Raw genomic sequence first — 22,757 nt, 5'->3', positions numbered from 1 at the left:
CGAGTTCCCATACCTCTTTGGACCATGTCCGAACACCGCCTACCTCTCAAAGGAGCGTCCCATGCGTGAGATCTTTCGCCCCGCCGCCGTTGCCTTGAGCACTGCCTGTCTCGCGCTCGCCTTGTCGGCCATTTCCAGCGGCAAGGTGCTGGCGCAGGCCAAGCAGGCGCCGCCGAAGCAGGCTCCTGCCCAAGCCGCGCCGCCGCCTGCCCAGCAGGAGGCCCCCGCCATCAAGCAGATCGCGCTGACCGAGAAGCAGATCGAGAGCGTGCTGGCGGCGCAGAAGGATGTCGATGCCATCACCGACAAGATTCCCGACAATGCGAAGCCCGATCCGAAGATCGACGCGCAACTCGACGCCGTCGCCAAGAAGAACGGTTTCGCCAGCTACGAGGAATACAACACCGTGATCGACAACATCAGCCTGGTGCTCGGCGGCTTCGATCCTGCGACGAAGAAGTTCGTCGGCGCCGAAGCTGTGCTCAAAGCGCAGATTGCCCAGGTCAAAGCCGACAAGAAGATGTCGGCCAAGGACAAGAAGGAAGCGCTGGCCGATCTCAATGAGGCGCTGAAGTCGCCGCCGCCGGCAATCGAGAACAAGGGTAACATCGATCTCGTTGCGAAATATTACGACAAGCTCGCCGAGGCGCTCGGTGAGGGCGAGGAATAGTCGCTAGCCACTGGCTCAACGAAAAGCCCCGGAGAAGAAATCTCCGGGGCGTTTTTTTATTTTTGTCAGCCTTGGTGCGCCTCAGGTGCGGGTGCGCATCCGCATCATGAAGCTGTCGTAGCTCAGCTCAGCCACCTGATTCCACGCCAGCGATTCGTTGCGATACGCCGACAGGCTCGCATACATCTTGTTGAAGTGCGGGTTGTTCTTGGCGAGATCCGCGTAGATGCCGTTGGCGGCATTGTAGCAGGCTTCGAGCACCTCCTGCGGGAACGGCCTGAGGATCGCGCCCGCAGCCAACAGCCGCTTCAATGCCGGAGGATTGACGTAGTCGTATTTGCCGGTGACCCATGTGAACGTATCGTAGGACGCGGTCTCGATCGCCGCCTGGTAATGCTTCGGCAGCGCGTTGAATTTTTCGAGGTTCATGATGTTGTGGCCCTGGCCGGTGCCTTCCCACCAACCCGGATAGTAGTAGTACTTCGCGACCTTCACGAAGCCGAGTTTCTCGTCGTCGTAGGGGCCGACCCACTCGGCCGCATCGATGGTGCCCTTTTCCAGTGCCGGATAGATGTCGCCGCCCGCGATCTGCTGCGGCACGCCGCCGACCTTGGCGATGATGGTGCCGGCGAAACCGCCGACGCGGAATTTGAGGCCCCGGAAGTCATCCATCGACTTGATCTCTTTCCGGAACCAGCCGCCCATCTGCGCGCCGGTAGAGCCGGTCGGCTGGCCGATGCAGCCATACTCCTTCAAGAGGTCGTTGAGCATGTCCATGCCGCCGCCGAAGCGCAGCCAGGAAATATGCGAGCGCGTGTTGAGGCCGAACGGCAGCGACGTGCCGAAGGTGAAGGCCGGGTTCTTGCCCCAATAGTAATAAAGCGCGGTGTTGCCCATCTCGACGGTGCCGTTCGAGACGGCGTCGAGCACCTGCAGACCGGGCACGATTTCGCCGGCCGCGAACGCCTGAATCTGGAATTTGTTGTCGGTGATTTCGGCAACGCGCTTGGCGAAATATTCACAGCCGCCGTACAGCGTATCGAGCGCCTTCGGCCAGCTTGCCGTGTAGCGCCACTTTATCTCCGGGTTGGACTGCGCAATCGCTGGCGCGGCAACCGCACTCGCGGCAAGACCGACGCCGCCCACCTTCAAGAAATCACGACGTTTCATTTGTCTCCCCTCTGTTATCGTCGAGACCGACCAAGGGACAACGATCTCGCGTCGTCTTCTCTGGTTTTCCGATGGGCGGTGCCGGACTGTTGTTTAGGGCCCTGAAACCTAGGCTCTTGGTGATGCAATTAATTTTCCCGGCTTTATGGACCTGAAGGCAGGATGACGAATTGGTGATTGATAATCAAGCGTTCTGGTTTCGCCGCAAGTGCGAAGAATTGCCTGAATATCGAGCGGCCGAGGTGCAGTACTGGTTAATCGGATTGCCGCATTGCGGTAATTCCGCCGTGCAGGCGCCCAAGACAGCGCCCGTCTTTTGGCCTGAAGTGCATGCGCAGCGCAGTGGAGTTTCCGGCTGCAGCTTGTTTCGGCAAGCGCCGCGTGATCATCGTCTCGTGGAGAATGCCGCTTCCATCGCCCTGCGTGTCTTGATGGTGTCGCTGTTATCGTCGACCTCGACATCGCTCCAGCGCACCACCTCGCCGTGAGCAATGTCGTTCTTCAGCTTGACGCGATGAGCGAGTCCGATCGGCAGCGCGCCGGCGGCGAGGCTTTTCGATGCCGGCATCAACTTGCCCCACACGGTGTAGCCGCCTTCGCCGTCGAGCATTTCGCCGGCGCGCAGATCGCGTTTTGCTACCGCCGCGACGTCGGCGCGAAAATCATGCGGCTGACCGGTCGGCTCGTTGCGTAGCGCGGCCGAGAGGATGGAGATATTCAGCTCAAGTCCGATCAGATGATACGGCTTGTACATCGCCGCATATCGGCCTGATGCGTCGGTTTTCAGCCCATATTGCCTGAAGCAATCGGCAGCGTAATCGTTCGGCGCTTCCAGCACGACATAGACGCCCCAGCGCAGATCCCGGAATACCGGACGGCCGTCGCGCTCCAGTGACGAGACGACTTCCGCAAGGCCGGCCTTCTCCAGCACGCCGCCCTTATCACGTGGCCGCATCACATGCGGCAGATCGTCGACGCCGCAAGGCGGAAACAGCAACCCGTCCGACGGCACGTCAAGTCCGGTCGCATTCGCGATCGCCGCCATTTCGATCGCGGATTTGGTGCCGTCCAAAAACGAGTTGAACATCTGCGGGTTCATGCCGGCCGATTGTGCTTCGCCCGCCGTCAATCCGTAATGCTGCCAGACGCCGTCCGGCGTCACCTCGTGATAGGCGGGCAGATATTTGGTGCCCTTGCCGGCGGCGACGACGCGAAAGCCCGTCGCGCGCGCCCAATCCACCATCTCCGCCGTCAGCGCCGGCTGGTCGCCATAGGCCAGTGAGTAGACCACGCCAGCCTTGCGCGCTTCCTGCGCCAGTAGTGGCCCGGCCAGCACGTCGGCCTCGACATTGACCATCACGACATGCTTGCCCGCTGCAATGGCCGCGCGGGCATGCCTAATGCCGACGGCCGGGTTACCGGTAGCTTCCACCACGACGTCCACTGCGCTATCGGCGATCGCGCGCGCCCCGTCGTCGGTGAAGACCGTTCGCGCGATCCGCGCCTGATCCCAGCCGACGGTGCGGCAGGCTTCGCGGGCGCGATCGCGATCAATGTCGATGATGACGGGCACCTCGAGTCCCGGCGTATGCGGCACCTGCGACAAGAACATCGAGCCGAATTTTCCGGCGCCGATCAGCGCGACCCGAACCGGCTTGCCGGCCGCGAGGCGGGCGTTGAGAAGGTGGTGAAGGTTCATGAGAGTTTCCAGTTATCGTGTCCCGGACGCGGTGCAGCACGAAGTGCTGCTCCGCAGAGACGGGGCCCATGAAGGAGATACGACGGGAGTGGGCCCCGGCTCTGCAGCGCACCGCTTCGCGCTGCGCTGCGTCCGGGGCACGAGAGCCTCACTCCGCGGCTTGCCGATGCGCACGCGCGAGTCGCAGCAGCGCGTCATCGTCAACTGTCTGGATCGGCGTGAAGTCGCGATGCGCGATGTAGTCGGGCCTCGTCGGCGTGCGAATGTAGTTCGAGACCGCATTCAGCGTCAGGTAGACGATCTTGCGCGGGTAGGGCGTGATGTTGCCGCTTGATCCGTGCACCAGATTGCCGTGGAACATCAGCATGCCGCCGGCCTTGCCGGTGGGCGCGACGATGCCGCCCTCCTTCACCAGGCGGGTGACAGTCTCCTCATCCAAGGTCCACAGCGGATAGGACGTCGTTTCGAGGTCGTGCGAGGCCTTGAGGTCGCCTGCGTGCTGGCTCTTCGGCACCAGCATCAACGGGCCGTTGATCGGCATTACCTCGTCCAGGAAGATCGCGATGTTCATCGCGCGCGGCTCCGGCATGCCGTCGTCGCGCTTCCAGGTGCCGTAATCCTGATGCCACTGCCAGACATCACCAGTGAAGGCGGCTTTGGCGTTGATCTTGAATTGATGCATGTAGACCTTCTCGCCGAAGATCTGCTCGATCGGCTCGATCATGCGTGGATGCGCGCCGAGAGCGCCGAACGCCTCGTTATACAGATGCGCGGCAAAGGCGGTGCGCGGCGCGCCGCTCTTCTCGCGCCACACCTCAGGCCGGTTGGCATCGTAGATGCTGACGGCCTCACGGGCGAGATAATCCACTTCCTCCTGGCTGAATAGCTCGGGCAGGAACAGCCAGCCTTCGCGGTTGAAGAATTCGATCTGCTGTGGCGTCAGTTTCATGGTGTTTCCTCCTTTGGTTTTTGTTGTCATTCCGGGATGCTTCGCATCGCCCCGGAATGACTGCCCGTTGTCAGGCCGCCTTATCCGTCGCCCTCAGTCTCTCCTCAGTCATTCGTCCCGCCGTCTGCGCATGCGCCAGCGCCGCAGCTTCCGCAGTCCTGGCGTTGCCGGCGAGAATCTGCGCCGCAATCTTCTCATGCTCTTCCCAGGCGCGTTCGCGGTAATCGAGCTCCGCCAGCACCGTCGCCATCGAGCGGCGCATATGCGGCCATTGCGGCGCGATCATTTCCTCGATCGCCGGATTACCCGCGAGGCGATAGACGGCGCTGTGAAAATCGACGTCGAGGGCGATCAGCCGCGAAAGCGGCGTGTCTTTGCCGATGCTCCGCCCGGCCTGCAGCGCGGCCTCGAGTTGCGCGCGCCCGGAAGCATCGGCTCTCGCCCGCCCAGCCGCGAGTTTTGCCGCCAGCGCGTCGATCGCGCCTCGGACTTCGTAGAGCTGGCGAATGCGTTCGGGATCGAGCCGGGTGACTTCAAAGCCGCGGCGGCCGCTTTCGGCGACGAGCCCCTGCCGATGCAGCAGATGGAGGGCATGGGACACCGGCTGGCGCGATACGCCGAGCTTTTCTGCAAGCTCGTTCTGCCGGATGCGATGCCCGGGCGGCAGCGAACGATCGGTGATCGCCTCGAGGATCCGGGCATAGACCTGGTCGATCAGGTTGGGGAGTGGATCCAAGGGGATCATGCCGGACCGTCCATTTTTGGAATACGGAATTCCGAATTCAGAATTAGCGACCGACCCCGCCTGAGTCAAGGGCTTGTGGGGAGACTCACAGTTGCCGGATGTCCGGTAGCCTATACTTCGACAGGGCGCGTGATCGGAGGATGTTCATGGACAACAACGCCGCGAGTTTCACGGGCAGCATCCCGCACTATTACGATCAGGGCCTCGGACCGGTCATCTTCGCTGGGTACGCGGCGGACATTGCCAAGCGTGTCGCCAGCGGCGGTCCGGCGCGGGTGCTCGAAACCGCCGCCGGCACCGGCATCGTCACGCGGCAGTTGCGCGACGTGTTGCCAAGAGACGCACAGCTTACTGCGACTGATTTCAATCCGCCGATGCTCGATATTGCCCGCGCCAAGTTTCAGCCCAGCGAGCAGGTTGCCTTCCAGCCAGCCGATGCGGTCGCGCTTCCCTTCGCCGATGCAAGCTTCGATGCGATCGTTTGTCAGTTCGGCCTAATGTTCTTTCCGGACCAGGCAAAATCCTTTTCCGAGGCTTATCGTGTGCTCGCTCCCGGCGGCCGCTATATGCTCAGCGTTTGGGACTCTCACCGCTACAATCCGTTCGGCCGGATCGCGCACGAAGTGGCGGGCCGTTTCTTCGCGACCGACCCGCCGCAGTTTTACAACGTCCCGTTCTCCTGCCATCAGATCGACCCGATCAAGGAGATGCTGATCACGGCTGGCTTCGGCGACATCGGCATTGCCGTGATCAGGCAAGTAAGAGAACTCACTGACGTCGCGACCTTCGCGCGGGCAGCCGTCCATGGTAATCCGCTGATCGATCAGGTACGGGCGCGCGGCTGCGTCGATCCGGACCAGATCGTCGACGCGATGGCACAGGCGTTTCGCCGCGAATTTGGCGATCCCGGCCGGATGCCGGTTCAGGCGATCGTGTTCTCCGCAACAAAGGGAACGCCGCTCATGTGAGCAGGTTTACGTCGAACTGGCCGATCCGCTCGGCATCGGCCACCGCTTCAACCGCCGATATCCTGTCGCCACTGATCGTCAGCCGCACCACGATTCGCAGTTGGCCGCCGAGAATAACGGCGAGCGCCAATGCACCGTCGACCAGCGCCGGTTTGGCGGCTTGTGCGCGTCCCTTGAAGACTTCGGCGACCGCGGCAGCGCCACGGATTTCCGCGAACGAGCCCAGTCGCTGCGCGGCGGAATCGGCACGGAACACCACGTCGGGATCGAGCACCGCGAGCAGCCCTTCGAAGTCGCCTTCGCGTGAAGCCTTGATGAAGGCCTCGACGATTGTTTTCTGCCGGCCGAAGTCGGGATCCGGCGGCGGGGTGCCCTGCACCCGGCGGCGGGCACGGCTGGCCAGTTGCCTCGCCGCGGCAGGTGTGCGGCCGACGATGGGCGCGATCTCCTCGAACGGCACGGCGAACATGTCGTGCAGCACGAAAGCAAGCCGCTCCGCAGGCGCGAGCGTTTCCAGCACAACCAGCAGCGCTGCGCCGACGGAGTCGGCCATCTCTGCGTCCCGCCCATGCTGGTCATCGGCGACAGGTTCCGGCACGTGCGGACCCATTGGTTCCTCGCGCCGCGATTTGCGCGAGCGCAGCATGTCGAGGCAGACGCGGGCGACGACCGTGGTCAGCCAACCCCCGAGGTTTTCGACCGCGCTGGTATCGGAACGGCTCAGCCGTAGCCAGGTTTCCTGCACGGCATCATCGACCTCGCTGGTCGAACCCAGCATGCGGTAGGCCACCGCCCGCAGATGGGGCCGGTTGGCCTCGAATTTCTCAGCCAGAAACTTTCTCTCGTCCATCGGTCACATTCCCATGTCGCGTTCCGTCATGGTGATGACGAACGAAAGCGCGCCGATGTGACAGCAAATCGGCGCCGTCGCGTCAAAAACAGAACCAACCATATGGAGCGCAAAATGATGCAAGCCCGAATGAATCATCCCGTCATGGTCGTTCCCGACGCCATGAAGGCGCTGCATGCGCTGGGCGACTTGACCAAGAAGAGCCTGCCGGAAAAGCTGCTCGAACTGGTGCACCTGCGGGCCAGCCAGATCAACGGCTGCAGCGTCTGTGTCGACATGCACTCAAAACTCGCCGGCAGGGCCGGCGAGACCGGCGAGAGGCTGTTCGCGGTGGCCGCCTGGCGCGACACGCCCTATTTCACCGAGGCCGAGCGCGCGGCCCTGGCGTTGACGGAAGCGCTGACCCGGATCAGCGACCGCGCGCCGATCCGGTGCCGGACGAGGTCTGGAGTGAGGCCGACAAGCATTTCGACGAAGCGGAGCTCTCGGCGTTGATTCTGGCGATCGCCAATATCAATGTCTGGAACAGGCTCAATGTAGCCGTGCGTCAGCCTGTGGGCGTCTGGAAGGTATAGCCAGGGGGAATCCCCAAAACTATCGCCAATTTTAACGCGCCGGAACGTGCTTAATTCACCGGCGCGCGCTAAAAATCCAGCCCGGCCCCCGATCGGCCGGGCTTTCGCTTTTTGTTGCCTTCATCCGTTTCCCAACATGTCCCTGGTTTTAGAATATACCTCGATGCTGCGACCGACCATCCGCAAGCGAATCCTCGGCATCGCCATCGGGCTTATCTTTCTGATGGTGATCATCTCGGCGCTGTCGACGGTGATGACGCGAAAAATTGCGCATCAGCTCGATGAGCTGACGACAAAATATGTCGAAGCATATGGGCATCTGGCGCGGATGAACGTCCGCTCCCTGGAGCAGGCGGTGGCGGTTCGCCGGATGGTGTTCATCAAGATACAAGCGCCGCCGGACGAGACCGCCTTTGCAGATCAGCAAACCATCTATGAGGCGAAAGGGCGGGAGATCGACCAGGAGGCGCAGGCCGCACGCGCCCTGATCATTGCAATCATTGATGATCCGACCACCGTCTCCGACGACGCCAAGCTCGGACGGATCGAAAATCGGATCGAGACCATAACGAGCGACCTTCGCCGTTATCTGGACGAAGAGCATAAGCGGATCTGGCCGCAGCTCGATTCCGGCAACATGCCCGAGGTGCGGGCTAGCCTTGTTCGGACCGATGCGCTCCGCGACGAATTCAATCGCAAGATTGAGGAAATCCGACACGACATGCTGGAGCAGGTCCGTAGCGATGCGGCCGTGACGATGCGCGATCAGCAGCGCGCGATTGTCATCTCTGCTATTGTGACGATGCTTGCGGCCATTCTCGGACTGACGTTCGCGTTCTTCGTCAGCACCGGCATTACTCGCCCGGTCCGTCGTCTGCTCGACGGCACCCGCGCCGTCGAAGCCGGCCGGCTTGACGGATCGATCGACGTCACCACGCGCGACGAGATCGGCCAGCTCACGGCCGCCTTCAACAACATGGTCGAGCAACTGCGCCACAAGGAGCGCCTGCGCGAGACTTTCGGCCGCTACGTCGATCCGCGCGTGGTGGAAGGGTTGATCGATCAGCGATCGCTGACTGCCGGCGCCGGCGAGCGGCGGGTGATGACCGTGCTGTTCTGCGACATGCAGGGCTTTACCAGCCTCAGCGAGGGCATGACGCCGCAGGGCCTCGTCAAGGTGATGAACCACTATCTATCGACGATGTCGGAGCCGATCCGCAGCCATCGCGGCATCATCGACAAGTATATCGGCGACGCGATCATGGCTTATTGGGGGCCTCCCTTTACCGAGCACAGCGAGCAGGCGCGTCTGGCCTGCCTCGCTGCCGTCGAGATGGCCGATCGCGGTACGGCGCTGCGCAGGGAGTTGCCCGAATTGCTCGGCATACGCACCGTGCCGAGCGACTGCGATGTTCGCATTGGGGTTGCTACCGGTGAAGTGCTGGTCGGCAGCATCGGCTCGGAATTCATGATGAGCTACACGGTGATGGGCGACGCGGTTAATCTCGCATCGCGACTGGAGAACGCCAACAAGGTCTATGGCAGCCATTCGCTGGTTTCGGAGGTTGCGATCACGGCGGCCGGCGATGCGGTCGAATCCCGCGAGATCGATCGGCTGGTGGTTGCCGGTCAGACCGTTCCCCAGACGGTGTTCGATATCCTGGGGCGCAAGGGCGAGCTCACCGAGAAGCAACTGGCGTTGCGTGAGCGATATGCCGAAGGGCTCGCCGCCTACCGGGAGCGCCGCTGGGACGATGCGCGTCGGGCCTTTCATGCGGCGCTCGAGGCGGTCCCCAGCGACGGACCGGCCACGGCGCTGGCCCAGCGTGTCGAGAATTTTCAGCTCAACCCGCCGGCCGCCGATTGGGATGGTGCGTGGCGGCTCGACCAAAAGTAAGAAGTCGGCGGCGCATCTACGCCGCCAGGAAATCTAGCACGACGTTGCAAAATTCCTGAGGTGCGTGTTCGAACATCCAGTGGCGCGTGCCGGGGATCACCGCCGTCTGTGCGCCCGGAATATGTTCGGCCAGCACGCGCCAGTTCACCGCCAGCGCGCCCTTGGTGTCGCCGCCGCCGATCAACAGCATCGGCGTCCTGATCGCCTCTGCTTCGCTCTTCAGGAATGGCTTGCGGTTCTCACCGACCTGGCCGAGCAGCGTATGGATGTTGTCGCGCAATTGCTGCCGCGCCACCGCCGGCCACCGCGCCCATGCGCCTTCGCCGTCGATGCCATCGACGAACAGCGCCAGCGCGCCGTCGATGTCACCGTTTCGCACCATCTCGGCCGCGACCGGAATGCGCGGGCCCAGCGGCACGGGGCCAGGAGGCGGACTGCTCGGCTGCAGCGACGGCTCGAGATCGCCGCCCGGTTCGGCAAGGACGGCCTTACGCAATAAATCAGCCCGCGCCTGCGCCACCCGGAATCCGATGTGGCCGCCGCGGGAATGGCCGATCAGATTGACCAGCCCGGCATTAAGTTCTTCGATGAAGCCGATGACGTCGGCGACGTGCTGCGCCATCAGATAGTCGTTGCCGATGCCGTCCCAATGCTCCGGAAAGAACCGCCGCAGGCTCAGCGAGATCACGCGGTGGCGTTTCGACAGCGGTCCCAGCACCGCGTTCCAGGTGCGGAAATCGCCGAGCGTGCCGTGCACAAGAACCAGCGGCGGGCTGTCGGTAGCGCCCCTGCCGATATCGAGATAGGCCATGTCGTAGCCGTTGACGTTCAAGGTCTTCATCGCGATCAATCCTCCGCGAGATACGACAGCACGATTTCGCAATATTTCTGCGGCGCTTGTTCGAACATCGGATGCGTGGCCGCCGGGATCATTTCGACGCGCGATCCCCTCACGCTGGCGGCCAAGGCATTGAGCACCTTTGGCAGCGTACCCTTGGTGTTGGCGCCGCCGATGAACAGCGTCGGCGTCGTGATCGCTTCCGCATCCGCCTTGGAGAAGGGCGGACGGTGGTCGCGCATCTGCCCGATCAGCGTCGTGGCGTTGTCGCGGAGCAATTGCTTCGGCGTCGCCGGCAGGCGCTTCCAGGCGCCGGGACCTTCCAGCGCATCCATGAAAATCTGCAGGCCGCCGTCGATATCGCCCTTGGTGATCAGCTTGGCGGAAGCCGCGATCATTCCGGCAAGCGGCGAGGGGCCCGGCTTGTAGGTCGGATCGAGCGTGGCGTCGAGTTCGCCGCCCGGTTCGGCCAGGATCAGCTTGCGCAGCAGATCAGGCCGGCGCTGTGCGACGCGGAAGCAGATATGCCCGCCGCGGGAATGGCCCATCAGGTCGACCGGCCTTGTGTCCAGCTTTTCGACGAAGCCGATCACGTCCTCGACATGCTGGGCGATCGAATAGGTGTCGCCGACGCCGTCCCAATGCTCCGGGAAGAAATGCCGCAGCGACGGCGCGATCACCCGGTGCTTGCGCGTCAGCGGTCCCAGCACCGACGACCAGATCCGGAAATCGCACAGCGAGCCATGCACGCACACCAGCGGCGGGCCATTGCCGGCGCTGTGGCCGACATCGAGATAGGCCATGTCATAGCCGTTGACGTGAAGGGTTTGCATACGAAGCTCGCGGAATTGGAAGCAGGCGAAGGGCCATTGGAAGGGCCATTGTAAGCCGTCGGCGGGAGCCCCAGATCAGCGGAAGTTGTTCATGCCGTCAAGTTCCCCCGGGATTCGGGTGGATAGCAATAATCTCCAAGCCTAGATTTGAGCCTGAGAGGAAAGCTGAATGGCACTGAACAGGAGAATATGGAGCCAGTCATGACCGGGCACCATTTTGCGATATTCGACACCGCGATCGGCCGTTGCGGCATCGTCTGGGGCGAGCGCGGCATTACCTCGGTGCAATTGCCGATGGGCGACGAGAAGAAGACCCGCACCCGCCTGCAGCAGCGCCATGGCGAGCTGATCGAGACGCCGCCCGCAAAGGTGCAGGCCGCGATCGACGGCATCTTCGAACTGCTCGAAGGCAAGCCGAAGGATCTCGCCGACGTCGTGCTCGATCTCGACGGCGTCCCCGAATTCAATCGCGGCGTCTACGACATCGCGCGTACGATACCGCCGGGCAAGACCATGACCTATGGCGATATCGCCAAGAAGCTGGGCGGCGTGGAGTTGTCGCGCGACGTCGGTCAGGCGCTCGGGCGCAACCCCTGTCCGATCGTGGTGCCATGTCACCGGGTGCTCGCGGCAGGCAACAAGCCTGGCGGCTTCTCCGCCAATGGCGGGGTGGTGACGAAGCTCAAGATGCTGGCGATCGAAGGCGCGGCGGTGAACCACACGCCGAGCCTGTTCGATTAGATCTTCGGTTCTGATTGAATCAGAACCGAAGCTCTAGACTCTTGTTTTGACGCGTTTTCTTCACGCGAACCGGTCCCCACTTCGCTCGACAACGCTATGCGTTCACCGGCCCTTGAAATTGGGCGTTCGCTTCTCATTGAAGGCCAGCACGCCCTCGCGGCGATCTTCCGTCGGCACCATGCGGTTATAGGCCTCGATCTCGAGCGCGAGGCCGTCCCGCAGGGATAATTGCAGGCCGCGATGGATCGAGAGCTTTGCCTGCCGGACGGAGATCGGCGCGTTGCGGGCGATCTTTGATGCGGTCGCCAGCGCCGCCGGCAATAGTTCGGACAGCGGAAAGACTTCGTTCACAAAACCCCAGTCACGTGCTTCCGCTGAGGTAAACGGCTTGCCAGTCAGGATCAGCTCCTTGGCGCGACGCTCGCCGACGGCGCGCGGTAGCGTCTGCGTGCCGCCGCCACCCGGCATGATGCCGAGCGTCACCTCGGTCAGCGCGAAGCGCGCGCTCTCCGCGGCGTAGAGGAAATCGCAACAGCCTGCGATCTCGCAGCCGCCGCCATAGGCCGCGCCGTTGATGGCGCCGATGATCGGGACGGGGCAGTCGATCAGCGCCCGCACCATCCGCTCGAAAATGACGTGCTGGCGCGTCCAGGCCTCGTCCGTCATGCCGCGCCGTTCCTTCAAATCGCCGCCGGCGCAGAACGCCTTGTCACCGGCGCCGGTCAGCACGATGCAGCGCAGGCTCCTGGAATCGAGCGACCTCCTCGAAATAGCGCACGAGATCGCGGCCCGTCTGGGTGTTGAGCGCGTTGGAGGCATGCGGCCGATTGAGACGGATGATCGTCACTTACTCGTCGACCGGTTCGATCGAAAGCGTATCGAAAGCGGATGGGTTCGAACTCATATCGCCTCGCAGGAGAATCCATTGCCCACGCGCCGGATCTTCCCGACCGACGGCGACTGGAAATGCGCGGTGCAGCACAGCGTATCGGTGTCGCAGTAGCGCTCCAGGAAGTCGCGCCGCGTTTTCGCCGCTTGTGTCTGGTCGACGTCGAACTTCATGGATAATTCCGGATAGCGCGTCTGCAGCGGCGAATGTATCAGGTCGCCCGAGAACACGGCATCATCCTTCCCGCGGCCGAAGGTGAAGGCGACATGGCCGGGCGTATGGCCCGGGGTCGGCAGGATGCGGGTGTGATCGCCGATCGCAAAATCGCTGCGGACGATTTCGGCCTGTTTCGCCTCGACGACCGGCAGCACGCTGTCGCCAAACGGCGGCACCGGCGTTTTCGCGTGCGTCTCGGTCCAGTAGTCGAATTCGGTCTTGTCGAACACGTAGCGCGCTTTCGGGAATGTCGGCACCCAGCGGCCATTGTCGAGCCGCGTGTTCCAGCCGACATGGTCGACATGCAGATGCGTGCACATGACGTAGTCGATGTCTTCGACGGAGAAACCGGCCGCTGCGAGACCGCGCATATAGGTACCATCCGTTTTCATGTTCCACTTCGGACGCTGCGGCCGCGGCTTGTCGTTGCCGATGCAGCTATCGATCAGGATGGTGTGGTGCGGGGTCTTCACGACATACGACTGGAAGCAGAGGATCAGCACATCTCTGTCGTCGAGCGCGCCGCTCCTCTGCATCCACGGGCGGTGCTCCGCCAGAACCTCCGGCGTCAACCCCGGCAGCATCTCCAAAGCCGGCAGGAAGGTGGTTTCCTGCTCGATGATACGGTGAATGGTGAGATCGCCGACGGTGAGTTTCAGGCTCATGGTTTTCCTGCTGAATTGTCGTGCGTTGTTGTCCGGGATGTAAGAAATAATGAAGTTGGCAGGTCGCCGAAATAACCGATCGCCCGAAAACGCGGCGTGACTGATTGCTCGATCCATTTGACCGAAACGATTTGCCGGTCGCCAGCAGTCAGCCAACCGTCGCCAGTCGCGGTTGGGCTGCCGCAGGCGAGGTTGCGCTGGTCGGTTGAGAATTCCTGTAGCTGGGCGGATGCGCCGGATGCGGCGAGCGCGAAAACGGCAGCGAAGCCGAGGTGCCGCAATTTTCTGCCAACCTCGCGCATGCTGCCGTCTCCGTTGTTTGGTTACGCCGGTGGTGGCACCGAGATTTTCACCGACGGCCGTTCCATCATCCTCTGATGGAAAGCATCGAGCTTCGGATAGGCTTTGCGCCAGCCGCAATCGGCAAAGCGGAAATCGGCATAACCGAGCACGCAAACCAGTCCGATCTGCGCAACGTTGAACGGACCGGACAGCACGTCGGGCTTGTTCTCGAACCGCGCCATGCCGGCCCACGCACGATTCCAATGGTCGTCGTGCCAGGCGTCCCAGCGCAGCCCTTCCGGCCTCACCATCTTTTCGTAGCGGCACAGCAGCATGGAATCGAGCATGCCCTGCAGCAGGGAATGGTCGCTCTTCACCTTCCACCGCTCAGGCCCGGATGCGGGGATCAGCTTTCCGCCGCCGGCGAGCTCGTCGAGATATTCGACGATGACGTAGGAATCGAGAATGACGTCGCCATTGTCGAGGATCAGCACCGGCAGTTTCTTCAGCGGCGTGATCTTCGAATACTCTTCATTGGGTTGGCCCGGAGCAACCGTCGCCGGAGTGAATTCGATTCGATCGATCAGGCCGGTCTCGATCGCGGCGATGCGGACTTGTCGGGCGAACGGCGAGGCGGGAGAGAAGGTGAGTTTCATGCGGGAGTTCCTCGGAGGCTTCTTCTTGTTTTGTCCGGCGATGACGACCACTCGATATCATCATCCGCGAAAGCGGATGATCCAGTACGCTGCGGCCGTTCGGTTTACTCACCAGTGCCGCGGCGTACTGGATACCCCGCATTCGCGGGGTATGACGTCTAGGCCGCGATGATTTCCTGGCGCTGCTCGCCGAGCCCTTCGATGCCGAGGGTGACGACGTCGCCGACGTTGAGGAAGGTCGGCGGCTTCATGCCGAGGCCGACGCCCGGTGGGGTGCCGGTGGTGACGATGTCGCCGGGCAACAGCGTCATGAACTGCGAGACGTAGGAAATGCACTTCGCCATAGAGAAGATCATGGTCGAGGTCGAACCAGTCTGGCAGCGCTTGCCGTTGACATCGAGCCACATCGACAGATTCTGCACGTCGGGGATTTCATCCTTCGTGACCAGCCACGGGCCGAGCGGGCCGAACGTATCGTGCGATTTGCCCTTGGTCCACTGACCGAGCCGCTCGATCTGGAAATTGCGCTCGGAGACGTCGTTGCAGACGCAGTAGCCGGCGATGTGGTTGAGCGCGTCGGCCTCCGAGACATATTTGGCGCGGGTGCCGATGATGGCGGCGATCTCGACTTCCCAGTCAAGCTTGGTGGAGCCGCGCGGCTTCTCGACCGCATCGTTCGGGCCAGAGAGCGCAGTGTTGGCCTTCAGGAAGAAGATCGGCTCGGTCGGGATCGGCGATCCCGTCTCCTTGGCGTGGTCGCTGTAATTCAGGCCGATCGCGACGAATTTCGAGATGCCGGTGACCGGCGCGCCCAGGCGCTGCTTGCCGTCGACGGCGGGAAGCTTGGAGGTATCCAGCGCCGCCAGCTTAGCCAGCGAGGCCGGCGCATAGGCATCCCCGTCGAGATCCCTGAGGTGGGCGGAAAGATCGCGCAACTGGCCGGATTTATCGATCAGGCCGGGCTTTTCCGCACCCTTGGCGCCGTAACGAACAAGCTTCATTTTATCGCTCCCTGCGGGGTTTTCTTGAGGATTTCGGGGGATTTCCGTAAGACTTCAGACGCTTCTTGGAACAGCGGCGCAGGAAATTCAACTGCCGAAAGCGCAGGGTAGGGTGGGCAAAGGCGCTTTGCGCCGTGCCCACCATGTCACCAGCGGCAATGAAGGGTGGGCACGCTTCGCTTTGCCCACCCCTACCGATTCAGCGCAATGAACCTAAAAGCATCGCCATCGCGCTTGATGTGACCGGCACTGAAGTGCCCGCCAATCACCAGCGTCGGCGTGTCGGCGAAGCGCGAAAACAGTTCACGTCGGGTTTCGGCCGACTGCCGGGGATCGGAATCGGCGGTCGAGAACCAGTCGAGATGCGCCATCTGGCACGGATGATGGGCGACGTCCCCCGTCAGCAGGGCTTCCTCGCCGTCCGACTTGATGTGGACGCTCATATGGCCGGGACTGTGGCCGGGGGTCGGGATCAGCGTGATTTCATCCGTCAATCTGGCATCGCTGGCGACGAGCTCGGATTTGCCGGCGTCGGCGATCGGCTTCACGGAATCGTCGAACACGGCGCGGTTATCCGGCGCATCGCTGTGGTCGCGCCAGTGCTCGTATTCGCCTCTGCCGAACACATATCGGGCATTGGCGAAGGTCGGCACCCATTTGCCGTCAATGAGTTTCGTGTTCCAGCCGACATGGTCGACATGCAGGTGCGTGCATAGCACGGTATCAATACTGTCGGGCGGGAAGCCCGCCGCTGTCAGCATGTCGAGGAATGGGTGCTTTCGGTTGTTCCAGGTCGGCACATTGCGGCCCTGCTTGTCGTTGCCGAGGCCGGTATCGACGATGATCCGGCGCGACGGAGTCTCGACCAGGAACGAATGGATCGACATTTTCAGCCGGCCCTCTTCGGTCGCAAATTGCGGGATCAGCCAAGGCAGTTTCTGGATTTTCTCGTTGGTCGCGAGCGGAAGAATGAAACGGGTGCTGCCGACAGTCTCAATTTCGACAACTCTCGTGATCCTGACCCTACCCACGTTCCAGTGCATCCGGCGCGTCCTCTCGTTTCTGATTGTTCGGGCGAGGATGCGGGTTTCCATCTGCCGGTGCAATGGATCATCCGACAGCGTTCGGCGTTATCGCATAGCCCGTATGAGGAACATGCGATGCCAGAACTCACGATTTCGCCCGAAAAAATCGGCTTTCTGATCGAGAAAGCCCGGCAGTTCGACGTCAAGGAAGGGGAGTCCGATCCGGATTCAGGGTCGAATGCGGGCGATGACGACATGATCGACGTGCTGCAGGACAACGGAAAAGATCCGGTCCTCCGCGAGATCACCGGCTTCATCAACGCGCTTTCCGAGGACGAGAGGGTCGATCTCGTCGCCCTGATGCGACTGGGGCGTGGCGACGCCACCATCGAGGAGTGGGAGGATCTACGTGCAGAAGCGGCCGACCAGCGTGACCGCAACACCGCGCGCTATCTTCTCGGCGAGCCGATGCTTGGAGATTTGCTGGCGCAGGGGCTCGACGAGTTCGGCCTTACCTGGAACGAGGAGCGAACGACGGCGGATTCCTCCGGTGTCAGCCAGCGGGAAGAAGACGAGCGCAATCCACGATAACGGTGCCCAGCTTGTCGCCTTTCTCCACTGCAAGGTGCGCCAGCGCGGTGTCCGAGAGTGCAAACTGCGCGGCGAGGTTGTGGATGCGCCGGCCTGCCGACAGCCATTCCGTGATGTCGGCCTGCGCGGCCGCCAGTAGCGGCAGCGGCAGCGCAAACAGCACGAGCGCGCGGACCGCGATGCATTTCTCCATCACTTCGCGCATTGGTACGACCGGCGTGCGGTTGCCGTTGGTGGCGTAGACCGCAATCGTCGAATTGGTGCCCATCAGTTTCAGCGTGGTCGCGATATTGCCGCCGAAATCGACATCGACGCCGCGGTCGACGCCGCGCTGCCCGGTGAAGGCCATCGCCTTCGCAACAACGTCCTCCGTCTTGTAGTTGACGACGAGGTTGGCGCCGGCGAGACGTGCCTGCTCGGCCTTGGCTGCCGAACTGACGGTCGCGATCACCTTGGCACCACCCCATTTGGCGAGCTGCACGGCATAGTGCCCGACCGCGCCGGCACCGCCGGTGACGAGCACGGTCTGCCCGACGATCGGACCGTCGCAATAAAGACAGCACCATGCCGTCATGCCGGGAATGCCCAGCGTGGCGCCTTCGGCAAACGACAGATCGTCCGGCAGCGGCGTCACCAGGTGTTCGGCGAGCGCAATATATTCAGCCGCAGTGCCGAACGCGCGGCCATTGCGCTGGCCGTTGAACAGCCAGACCCGCTGGCCGACCTTGAGCCGCGTGACGCCGTCGCCGACCTGATCGATGATGCCGGCGCCATCGCTGTTCGGAATAACGCGCGGATATTCCATCGGCCGGTAGCCGCCGCCGCGGCGGCCGACATCGGCGGGATTGACGCCGGACGCCTCCAGCCGCACCCGAACTTCGCCCGGGCCAGCCACCGGCGTCGGCATCTCGCCATAGGTCAGCACTTCCTGTGCTGGCCCCGTTCGCTCGTACCAGACTGCTTTCATCTAGCGCCCCTTTCCGAAGTTCGTGAGCTTTCGCGGCGCATTCTTTCGCGAACTTCGGAAAGCAAGAGGGCGCTAGAAAGACTCATGTGTTCTAGTGCCGCTTATCGATTTGAAGTTCCCAATCGGTCTCGCGGCGAATGACGGGAACTTCAAATCGGCGGCACTAGAGCGTGCCGGGGAATGCACCGCCGTCGAGCAAAATGTTCTGGCCGGTGATGAAGCCGGCCTTGGCGCCGCACAGGAAGGCGCAGGCGTAGCCGAACTCGTCCGGATCGCCGAACCGCCCGGCTGGGTTTTGCTTGGCGCGCTCGGCAAACACCTGGTCCGGCGGGATGCCGCGCTTCTCGGCTTCTGCTTTCCCCACACCACGCAGGCGGTCGGTGTCGAACGGTCCCGGCAGCAGTGCATTGATGGTGACGTTGCTGATCACGGTCTTGCGCGACAGTCCCGCGATGAAGCCGGTGAGCCCGGCACGCGCGCCGTTGGAAAGCCCCAATATGTCGATCGGCGCCTTCACCGCCGCCGAGGTGATATTGACGATGCGGCCAAATTTCCGCGCCATCATGCCGTCCACCGTCGCCTTGATCAGTTCGATCGGCGTCAGCATGTTGGCGTCGATCGCCTTGATCCAGTCGTCGCGGGTCCAGTTGCGGAAATCGCCGGGCGGCGGGCCGCCGGCATTGTTGATCAGGATGTCCGGTTCGGGACAGGCCTTCAGCACGGCTTCGCGGCCGGCGGACGTCGTGATGTCGCCGACAATCTCGGTTACCGTGACGCCGGGGCTGGCCTTGCGGATATCGTCGGCCGCCTTCTTTAGCGCCTCCGCGCCGCGCGCGGTCAACGTGACGTGCACGCCCTCATTGGCCAGCGCCATGGCGCAGGCGCGGCCCAAGCCCTTGCTCGATGCGCAGACAATGGCACGGCGGCCTTTGATCCCAAGATCCACTTTTTCTCTCCCGTTGCGTCAGATGGTGTTCTTGTAGTCCAATGCGGCCACTCTAGCCAAGTCGGATGCCGGTGATAAGGCGGGAAGGCGTGCGGATAATGCATTGCGATCCCGGAAACGGCTCTCTCATCATGCGAGAATCGTAGGGTGGGCAAAGGCGCCCTTGCGCCGTGCCCACCATCCATCCGCATCGATACTGCCATGGTGGGCACCCTTCGCTTTGCCCACTCTACGATTCTCGCAATGACGGACAATCAAACCGCCCGCATCTCCGCTCTGATCATGTCGGCGGCCTTTTCCCCGATCATGATCGTCGGTGCATTGGTGTTGCCGCCGATCAGCGTCGGCATGATCGACGCATCGACCACGCGCAATCCCCCGACGCCGTACACTTTCAGCTTCGGATCGACTACGGCCATGGGATCATTGACGCCCATCTTGGCCGTGCCGACCGGGTGATAGACGGTGTCGACCCGGGCGCGCAACACGTCGCGGATATCGTCATCGCTATGCACGCCTTCCGTGAACATCTCCTTCTTCTGCAACGCGCACAGCGCCGGCGTCTCCATCAGCCGGCGCGTGGTCTTGAAGCCGGCGACCATGGCTTCCAGGTCGTCCGCGTCACCGAAGAAATTCGGGTCGATCAGCGGCGGCGCAAATGGATCGGCACCGAGCAGCGAAATTCTACCGCGGCTCTTCGGCCGCAGCAGGCAGACGTGGCAGGTGAAGCCGGTGCCGCGATGGCGCTTGCGGCCGTGATCGCCGGCCATCGCCATGCCGAAATGAAGCTGGATGTCGGGGATGTCGAGATCGGGCCGGGTTTTCAGGAAGCCGCCGCATTCGGCGAAATTCGATGTCATCGGCCCGGTGCGTTCGCGGCGATACTGTCGGATGGCCCGCAGCAGCCGCGGCAGCGCTTTAAGTGAAATGCCGTTGAAGTGGGGATTGTCGGACATGTAGCCGAACACGAAATCCGGGTGATCCTGCAGGTTTTGTCCTACGCCAGGCAGGTGATGCACGGTGGCGACGCCGTGCTTTGCAAGCTCGATGCTGTCGCCGATGCCCGACAGCATCAGAACATGCGGCGTCTGGAACGCGCCGGCGGAGAGGATCACCTCGCGCCGGGCGCGGATCTGCTTCAGCTCCTTGCCCTGCCGGTATTCGACGCCGACCGCGCGCTTGCCTTCGAACAGGAGGCGGGTGGCGTGGGCATGGGTCTCGACACGCAGGTTGGCGCGGCGTCCCATATGCGGGTGGATATAGGCGCGCGCGGCGCTGCAGCGTTCGCCGTTCCTCTGTGTCAGTTGATAGATGCCGAGGCCTTCGTGTTCGTCGGCGTTGAAATCCTCGCGCAGGCGAAACTGAGCTTCCTGCGCCGCCTGCAGAAAAATCTGCTGCACCGGATTGCCGGTGCGCGACTTGTTGACCGCGAGGGGACCGCCCTTGCCGTGATATTCGCCGTTAAAATCGGCATTGTCTTCGGCGCGCTTGAAGTAGGGCAGCACGTCGGCGAACGACCAGCCGGTATTGCCGAGCGAGGCCCATTGATCATAGTCGGCGCGGTGGCCGCGGATATAGACCATCGCGTTAATCGCCGAGGAGCCGCCGAGCCCCTTGCCGCGCGGCTGATAGCCGATGCGTCCGTTGAGGCCCTTCTGCGGCACCGTGCTGAAGGCCCAGTTGTTGACGGGGCCTGCGACCATCAGCACGAGCGCGAACGGCGTCGTGACCACCCAATTGTCGTTCCGGCCGCCGGCATCGAGTAGCGCCACCGACGTCTTCGAATCCTCCGACAGCCGTCCCGCCACCGTGCAGCCACCGGAGCCGCCACCCACCACCACGAAATCGAAAGTATCGGTCACGCCCATGCCCCCTCCCGGATTTTTGTTCTGGCGACCTGATGGGCCGCGGCTTTGGGCGCAAAAACTCCGCTTTTGCGGCGTTTATGGCAAGAGCGGTTCCAAAGGCAGGTTTTGGCGCTCCAACCCCTCGTTTTTGCTGTCATAAAATCTGCAAAAGCCCCTTCTTGCCCCTTTCCAAAGCGGGGTGACGTTGATACATACCCCTCGCACCCGATGGCCTTGCCCGGGTCGCCTTCTCAGGAAGCCTCCGGACGGGATTGATCGGCGCAACCACGCGTTGGCCGGCTTTCACGTCGGGTCCCGGTTTTTCGAAGGCAGTGCAACGGTTTAACGCGGGGTGGAGCAGCCCGGTAGCTCGTCAGGCTCATAACCTGAAGGTCGCAAGTTCAAATCTTGCCCCCGCAACCAGACAACGCCGCCAGGTCAACGACTTGGCGGCGTTCGTTTTGGAAGAGCGGCGTCGGTGCTCGCGCATCCGTTCGTACGCACGTTCGGAGCTCATTCGCTCCATTGAACGAGGGCACACTCATGAGCTTCGCGCATCGCCTCTTTTTGTTCTGTGCCTCCTTCTGGATCGCCAAACCTGAAAGCTTGTGACGAAGAGAATGAGCGGCACGAAGCCGGAAGCAAAGACAAGAAGACGGCCGAGCAAGCCGAAGCTCGATCCGTTATGGAGCCAGAGCTGTTCGGTCATATAGCGGTCGCCCAGCGACATGGAATCGGGCGTGCGGTCGTGCGCGAGTGCACCCGTCCAGGGATCGAGCCAGATGGCACCGCGAGTGCGAAGGGCTGGACTGGAGCCAGGCGGTCGCAACAGGACACGCCAGGTGTTGCGGGTCTCGCTCGGCGGATTCAATTGCGCTATGTCGTAGCCGGGCTTGGCGGCGCGCGCCGCGAGAACGATCGCATCAGCAGACAATCGTGCGGCTCCGTTTGGCGGTGGAGGCTTGATGGTCGGCGACGGATAAGGAGTGGCCGTCGAGACCAGGCCGACTACGGGGCGGATGACACCGGGAAACACGATACCGATACCCGTAACGGAGATCAGAGCAAGCAACGGTAGGCTCCAGAAGCCTGCCATGTTGTGCAGATCGAGCATAAGGCGTTGCGCGGACACGTGCCTGCGGATCGAGACTGAGCGCCAGAACCGGACTCGCTTCGGCCACCACAGATACAGGCCCGAGAAAGCCATCCCGAGCAGCACGAAGCCGATCACTCCGACAAGCTCGCTGCCCCACCAGTCATGGAGCAGCAGATTGTAGTGCACGCGATAGACGGTGAATGCGAAACAGTTGGTGTAGTCGCGCCGGCCGAGCACCTTCCCATTCGAAGGGTCGATCATGGTGGTCCAGAGACTCGGATACCGACCTTTCTCCGTCGGGTGGGAGTGCATGACGACCCAGACCGGCCAAGTCTGGTCAGGTGCAATGACGGATCGGATCGGCGCCGAATCCACGGTGGCCGCAATCCGCATGACCTCGGCGGCCTCAAGATGGTGCTGAGGTCCGGCCGGGGTGTAGAGGCTCGGATTCAATGCCGCATCGATCTCGCGATAAAAGACGATGAAGCTGCCCGTAAGCCCGACCACCACGAGGAGGACACCGAGGCTGAGGCCAACCCATCGGTGGAGCCAGACGAGCGCAACGCGCAGCCTGGCCGCCTTCATGGGCGCCCAGGCGGCTGCTACTTTCGTTCCTGAAAGGTCGTTCACAACATCACTGT

23 protein-coding genes, 1 tRNA gene and 1 pseudogene are annotated in these 22,757 nt (G+C 62.5%); 7 read left to right on the top strand and 18 right to left on the bottom strand.

Annotation, left to right across the window (positions count from 1 at the left end; all coding sequences use genetic code 11):
• The first annotated feature begins 61 nt into the window (after window positions 1-61).
• On the top strand, window positions 62-670 hold the full coding sequence (locus KJQ96_RS24035; RefSeq protein ID WP_213288980.1) for a hypothetical protein: 609 nt from the start codon (window positions 62-64) through the stop codon (window positions 668-670).
• A gap of 81 nt (window positions 671-751) precedes the next feature.
• Here the strand turns inward: KJQ96_RS24035 and KJQ96_RS24030 are convergent, their stop codons facing one another.
• From KJQ96_RS24030 to KJQ96_RS24015, 4 genes are all read right to left on the bottom strand, one after another.
• On the bottom strand, window positions 752-1,840 hold the full coding sequence (locus KJQ96_RS24030) for a TRAP transporter substrate-binding protein (protein ID WP_213288979.1): 1,089 nt from the start codon (window positions 1,838-1,840) through the stop codon (window positions 752-754).
• Window positions 1,841-2,225: 385 nt separating this feature from the next.
• A complete protein-coding gene (locus tag KJQ96_RS24025) occupies window positions 2,226-3,539 on the bottom strand; it encodes an NAD(P)H-dependent oxidoreductase (RefSeq protein ID WP_213288978.1) in 1,314 nt (437 codons plus the stop codon).
• A 148-nt stretch (window positions 3,540-3,687) separates the two neighbouring features.
• Window positions 3,688-4,488 (bottom strand): phytanoyl-CoA dioxygenase family protein, encoded by an 801-nt coding sequence (locus KJQ96_RS24020; RefSeq protein WP_213288977.1) that lies wholly within the window; start codon window positions 4,486-4,488, stop codon window positions 3,688-3,690.
• Between the two features lie 70 nt (window positions 4,489-4,558).
• The gene (locus KJQ96_RS24015) at window positions 4,559-5,233 is read right to left on the bottom strand and encodes a GntR family transcriptional regulator (RefSeq protein WP_213288976.1); all 675 of its coding nucleotides are present in this window, start codon (window positions 5,231-5,233) and stop codon (window positions 4,559-4,561) included.
• Window positions 5,234-5,379: 146 nt separating this feature from the next.
• Between KJQ96_RS24015 and KJQ96_RS24010 the strand changes: the two genes are divergently transcribed.
• Window positions 5,380-6,201 carry a class I SAM-dependent methyltransferase gene (locus KJQ96_RS24010; RefSeq protein ID WP_213288975.1) on the top strand — a complete coding sequence of 274 codons (822 nt, stop codon included), beginning with the start codon at window positions 5,380-5,382 and terminating at the stop codon, window positions 6,199-6,201.
• On the opposite strand, the gene KJQ96_RS24005 is transcribed toward KJQ96_RS24010, so the two are convergent.
• Window positions 6,194-7,051, bottom strand: coding sequence for a sigma-70 family RNA polymerase sigma factor (locus tag KJQ96_RS24005; protein WP_213288974.1), 858 nt, complete (start codon window positions 7,049-7,051; stop codon window positions 6,194-6,196). The genes KJQ96_RS24010 and KJQ96_RS24005 overlap by 8 nt on opposite strands.
• 117 nt (window positions 7,052-7,168) lie before the next feature.
• On the opposite strand from KJQ96_RS24005, the pseudogene KJQ96_RS24000 reads away from it, so the two are divergent.
• Together KJQ96_RS24000 and KJQ96_RS23995 are read left to right on the top strand one after the other, a co-directional pair.
• Window positions 7,169-7,626, top strand: a pseudogene (locus KJQ96_RS24000) (carboxymuconolactone decarboxylase family protein).
• A 163-nt stretch (window positions 7,627-7,789) separates the two neighbouring features.
• Window positions 7,790-9,523 (top strand): adenylate/guanylate cyclase domain-containing protein, encoded by a 1,734-nt coding sequence (locus tag KJQ96_RS23995; protein WP_213288973.1) that lies wholly within the window; start codon window positions 7,790-7,792, stop codon window positions 9,521-9,523.
• Between the two features lie 16 nt (window positions 9,524-9,539).
• Here KJQ96_RS23995 and KJQ96_RS23990 read toward each other — a convergent pair whose 3' ends face one another.
• Both KJQ96_RS23990 and KJQ96_RS23985 read right to left on the bottom strand, forming a co-directional pair.
• The gene (locus KJQ96_RS23990; RefSeq protein WP_213288972.1) at window positions 9,540-10,364 is read right to left on the bottom strand and encodes an alpha/beta fold hydrolase; all 825 of its coding nucleotides are present in this window, start codon (window positions 10,362-10,364) and stop codon (window positions 9,540-9,542) included.
• 5 nt (window positions 10,365-10,369) lie between these two features.
• Entirely contained in the window at window positions 10,370-11,194 is an 825-nt protein-coding gene (locus KJQ96_RS23985) for an alpha/beta fold hydrolase (RefSeq protein WP_213288971.1), read from the bottom strand.
• Between the two features lie 201 nt (window positions 11,195-11,395).
• On the opposite strand from KJQ96_RS23985, the gene KJQ96_RS23980 reads away from it, so the two are divergent.
• The gene (locus KJQ96_RS23980; RefSeq protein ID WP_213288970.1) at window positions 11,396-11,935 is read left to right on the top strand and encodes a methylated-DNA--[protein]-cysteine S-methyltransferase; all 540 of its coding nucleotides are present in this window, start codon (window positions 11,396-11,398) and stop codon (window positions 11,933-11,935) included.
• A 102-nt stretch (window positions 11,936-12,037) separates the two neighbouring features.
• On the opposite strand, the gene KJQ96_RS23975 is transcribed toward KJQ96_RS23980, so the two are convergent.
• The 7 genes from KJQ96_RS23975 to KJQ96_RS23950 all read right to left on the bottom strand — a co-directional run bounded on the left by KJQ96_RS23975 (window position 12,038) and on the right by KJQ96_RS23950 (window position 16,687).
• Entirely contained in the window at window positions 12,038-12,664 is a 627-nt protein-coding gene (locus KJQ96_RS23975) for an enoyl-CoA hydratase-related protein (RefSeq protein ID WP_309142461.1), read from the bottom strand.
• Complete coding sequence (locus KJQ96_RS40360) at window positions 12,645-12,782, bottom strand: hypothetical protein (RefSeq protein ID WP_249734444.1); 138 nt, start codon at window positions 12,780-12,782, stop codon at window positions 12,645-12,647. Before KJQ96_RS40360 ends, KJQ96_RS23975 begins: the two co-directional genes overlap by 20 nt.
• Window positions 12,783-12,835: 53 nt before the next feature.
• Window positions 12,836-13,705: an MBL fold metallo-hydrolase gene (locus tag KJQ96_RS23970; RefSeq protein ID WP_213288969.1), complete on the bottom strand. Its 870-nt coding sequence runs from the start codon at window positions 13,703-13,705 to the stop codon at window positions 12,836-12,838.
• Window positions 13,702-14,007 (bottom strand): hypothetical protein, encoded by a 306-nt coding sequence (locus KJQ96_RS23965; protein WP_213288968.1) that lies wholly within the window; start codon window positions 14,005-14,007, stop codon window positions 13,702-13,704. The genes KJQ96_RS23970 and KJQ96_RS23965 overlap by 4 nt, the downstream gene beginning before the upstream one ends.
• Window positions 14,008-14,028: 21 nt before the next feature.
• Window positions 14,029-14,643 carry a glutathione S-transferase family protein gene (locus KJQ96_RS23960; RefSeq protein WP_213288967.1) on the bottom strand — a complete coding sequence of 205 codons (615 nt, stop codon included), beginning with the start codon at window positions 14,641-14,643 and terminating at the stop codon, window positions 14,029-14,031.
• Between the two features lie 158 nt (window positions 14,644-14,801).
• On the bottom strand, window positions 14,802-15,644 hold the full coding sequence (locus KJQ96_RS23955; RefSeq protein WP_213288966.1) for a fumarylacetoacetate hydrolase family protein: 843 nt from the start codon (window positions 15,642-15,644) through the stop codon (window positions 14,802-14,804).
• A 191-nt stretch (window positions 15,645-15,835) separates the two neighbouring features.
• Window positions 15,836-16,687 carry an MBL fold metallo-hydrolase gene (locus KJQ96_RS23950; RefSeq protein ID WP_213288965.1) on the bottom strand — a complete coding sequence of 284 codons (852 nt, stop codon included), beginning with the start codon at window positions 16,685-16,687 and terminating at the stop codon, window positions 15,836-15,838.
• A 117-nt stretch (window positions 16,688-16,804) separates the two neighbouring features.
• On the opposite strand from KJQ96_RS23950, the gene KJQ96_RS23945 reads away from it, so the two are divergent.
• Entirely contained in the window at window positions 16,805-17,260 is a 456-nt protein-coding gene (locus tag KJQ96_RS23945) for a DUF3775 domain-containing protein (RefSeq protein WP_213288964.1), read from the top strand.
• Here the strand turns inward: KJQ96_RS23945 and KJQ96_RS23940 are convergent.
• The 3 genes from KJQ96_RS23940 to KJQ96_RS23930 all read right to left on the bottom strand — a co-directional run bounded on the left by KJQ96_RS23940 (window position 17,223) and on the right by KJQ96_RS23930 (window position 21,035).
• On the bottom strand, window positions 17,223-18,227 hold the full coding sequence (locus KJQ96_RS23940; protein ID WP_213288963.1) for an NADPH:quinone reductase: 1,005 nt from the start codon (window positions 18,225-18,227) through the stop codon (window positions 17,223-17,225). The genes KJQ96_RS23945 and KJQ96_RS23940 overlap by 38 nt on opposite strands.
• 163 nt (window positions 18,228-18,390) lie before the next feature.
• Complete coding sequence (locus tag KJQ96_RS23935; protein ID WP_213288962.1) at window positions 18,391-19,173, bottom strand: SDR family oxidoreductase; 783 nt, start codon at window positions 19,171-19,173, stop codon at window positions 18,391-18,393.
• Between the two features lie 254 nt (window positions 19,174-19,427).
• The gene (locus KJQ96_RS23930; RefSeq protein WP_213288961.1) at window positions 19,428-21,035 is read right to left on the bottom strand and encodes a GMC family oxidoreductase; all 1,608 of its coding nucleotides are present in this window, start codon (window positions 21,033-21,035) and stop codon (window positions 19,428-19,430) included.
• A gap of 331 nt (window positions 21,036-21,366) precedes the next feature.
• On the opposite strand from KJQ96_RS23930, the gene KJQ96_RS23925 reads away from it, so the two are divergent.
• Window positions 21,367-21,443: transfer RNA gene (locus tag KJQ96_RS23925), tRNA-Met, on the top strand.
• Window positions 21,444-21,561: 118 nt separating this feature from the next.
• Here the strand turns inward: KJQ96_RS23925 and KJQ96_RS23920 are convergent.
• On the bottom strand, window positions 21,562-22,746 hold the full coding sequence (locus KJQ96_RS23920; protein ID WP_309142460.1) for a PepSY-associated TM helix domain-containing protein: 1,185 nt from the start codon (window positions 22,744-22,746) through the stop codon (window positions 21,562-21,564).
• Window positions 22,747-22,757: the final 11 nt, after the last annotated feature.

This window comes from Bradyrhizobium sp. sGM-13 (genome assembly GCF_018398875.1).
GTDB lineage: Bacteria > Pseudomonadota > Alphaproteobacteria > Rhizobiales > Xanthobacteraceae > Bradyrhizobium.
Note: the sequence above shows the minus strand (reverse complement) of the source record. Positions and strands in the feature narration are given on the sequence as shown.

Coding starts and splice junctions, on each gene's coding strand:
- KJQ96_RS24035 (WP_213288980.1), top strand. CDS start 62: ATGCGTGAGATCTTTCGCCCCGCCGCCGTTGCCTTGAGCACTGCCTGT.
- KJQ96_RS24030 (WP_213288979.1), bottom strand. CDS start 1,840: ATGAAACGTCGTGATTTCTTGAAGGTGGGCGGCGTCGGTCTTGCCGCG.
- KJQ96_RS24025 (WP_213288978.1), bottom strand. CDS start 3,539: ATGAACCTTCACCACCTTCTCAACGCCCGCCTCGCGGCCGGCAAGCCG.
- KJQ96_RS24020 (WP_213288977.1), bottom strand. CDS start 4,488: ATGAAACTGACGCCACAGCAGATCGAATTCTTCAACCGCGAAGGCTGG.
- KJQ96_RS24015 (WP_213288976.1), bottom strand. CDS start 5,233: ATGATCCCCTTGGATCCACTCCCCAACCTGATCGACCAGGTCTATGCC.
- KJQ96_RS24010 (WP_213288975.1), top strand. CDS start 5,380: ATGGACAACAACGCCGCGAGTTTCACGGGCAGCATCCCGCACTATTAC.
- KJQ96_RS24005 (WP_213288974.1), bottom strand. CDS start 7,051: ATGGACGAGAGAAAGTTTCTGGCTGAGAAATTCGAGGCCAACCGGCCC.
- KJQ96_RS23995 (WP_213288973.1), top strand. CDS start 7,790: ATGCTGCGACCGACCATCCGCAAGCGAATCCTCGGCATCGCCATCGGG.
- KJQ96_RS23990 (WP_213288972.1), bottom strand. CDS start 10,364: ATGAAGACCTTGAACGTCAACGGCTACGACATGGCCTATCTCGATATC.
- KJQ96_RS23985 (WP_213288971.1), bottom strand. CDS start 11,194: ATGCAAACCCTTCACGTCAACGGCTATGACATGGCCTATCTCGATGTC.
- KJQ96_RS23980 (WP_213288970.1), top strand. CDS start 11,396: ATGACCGGGCACCATTTTGCGATATTCGACACCGCGATCGGCCGTTGC.
- KJQ96_RS23970 (WP_213288969.1), bottom strand. CDS start 13,705: ATGAGCCTGAAACTCACCGTCGGCGATCTCACCATTCACCGTATCATC.
- KJQ96_RS23965 (WP_213288968.1), bottom strand. CDS start 14,007: ATGCGCGAGGTTGGCAGAAAATTGCGGCACCTCGGCTTCGCTGCCGTT.
- KJQ96_RS23960 (WP_213288967.1), bottom strand. CDS start 14,643: ATGAAACTCACCTTCTCTCCCGCCTCGCCGTTCGCCCGACAAGTCCGC.
- KJQ96_RS23955 (WP_213288966.1), bottom strand. CDS start 15,644: ATGAAGCTTGTTCGTTACGGCGCCAAGGGTGCGGAAAAGCCCGGCCTG.
- KJQ96_RS23950 (WP_213288965.1), bottom strand. CDS start 16,687: ATGCACTGGAACGTGGGTAGGGTCAGGATCACGAGAGTTGTCGAAATT.
- KJQ96_RS23945 (WP_213288964.1), top strand. CDS start 16,805: ATGCCAGAACTCACGATTTCGCCCGAAAAAATCGGCTTTCTGATCGAG.
- KJQ96_RS23940 (WP_213288963.1), bottom strand. CDS start 18,227: ATGAAAGCAGTCTGGTACGAGCGAACGGGGCCAGCACAGGAAGTGCTG.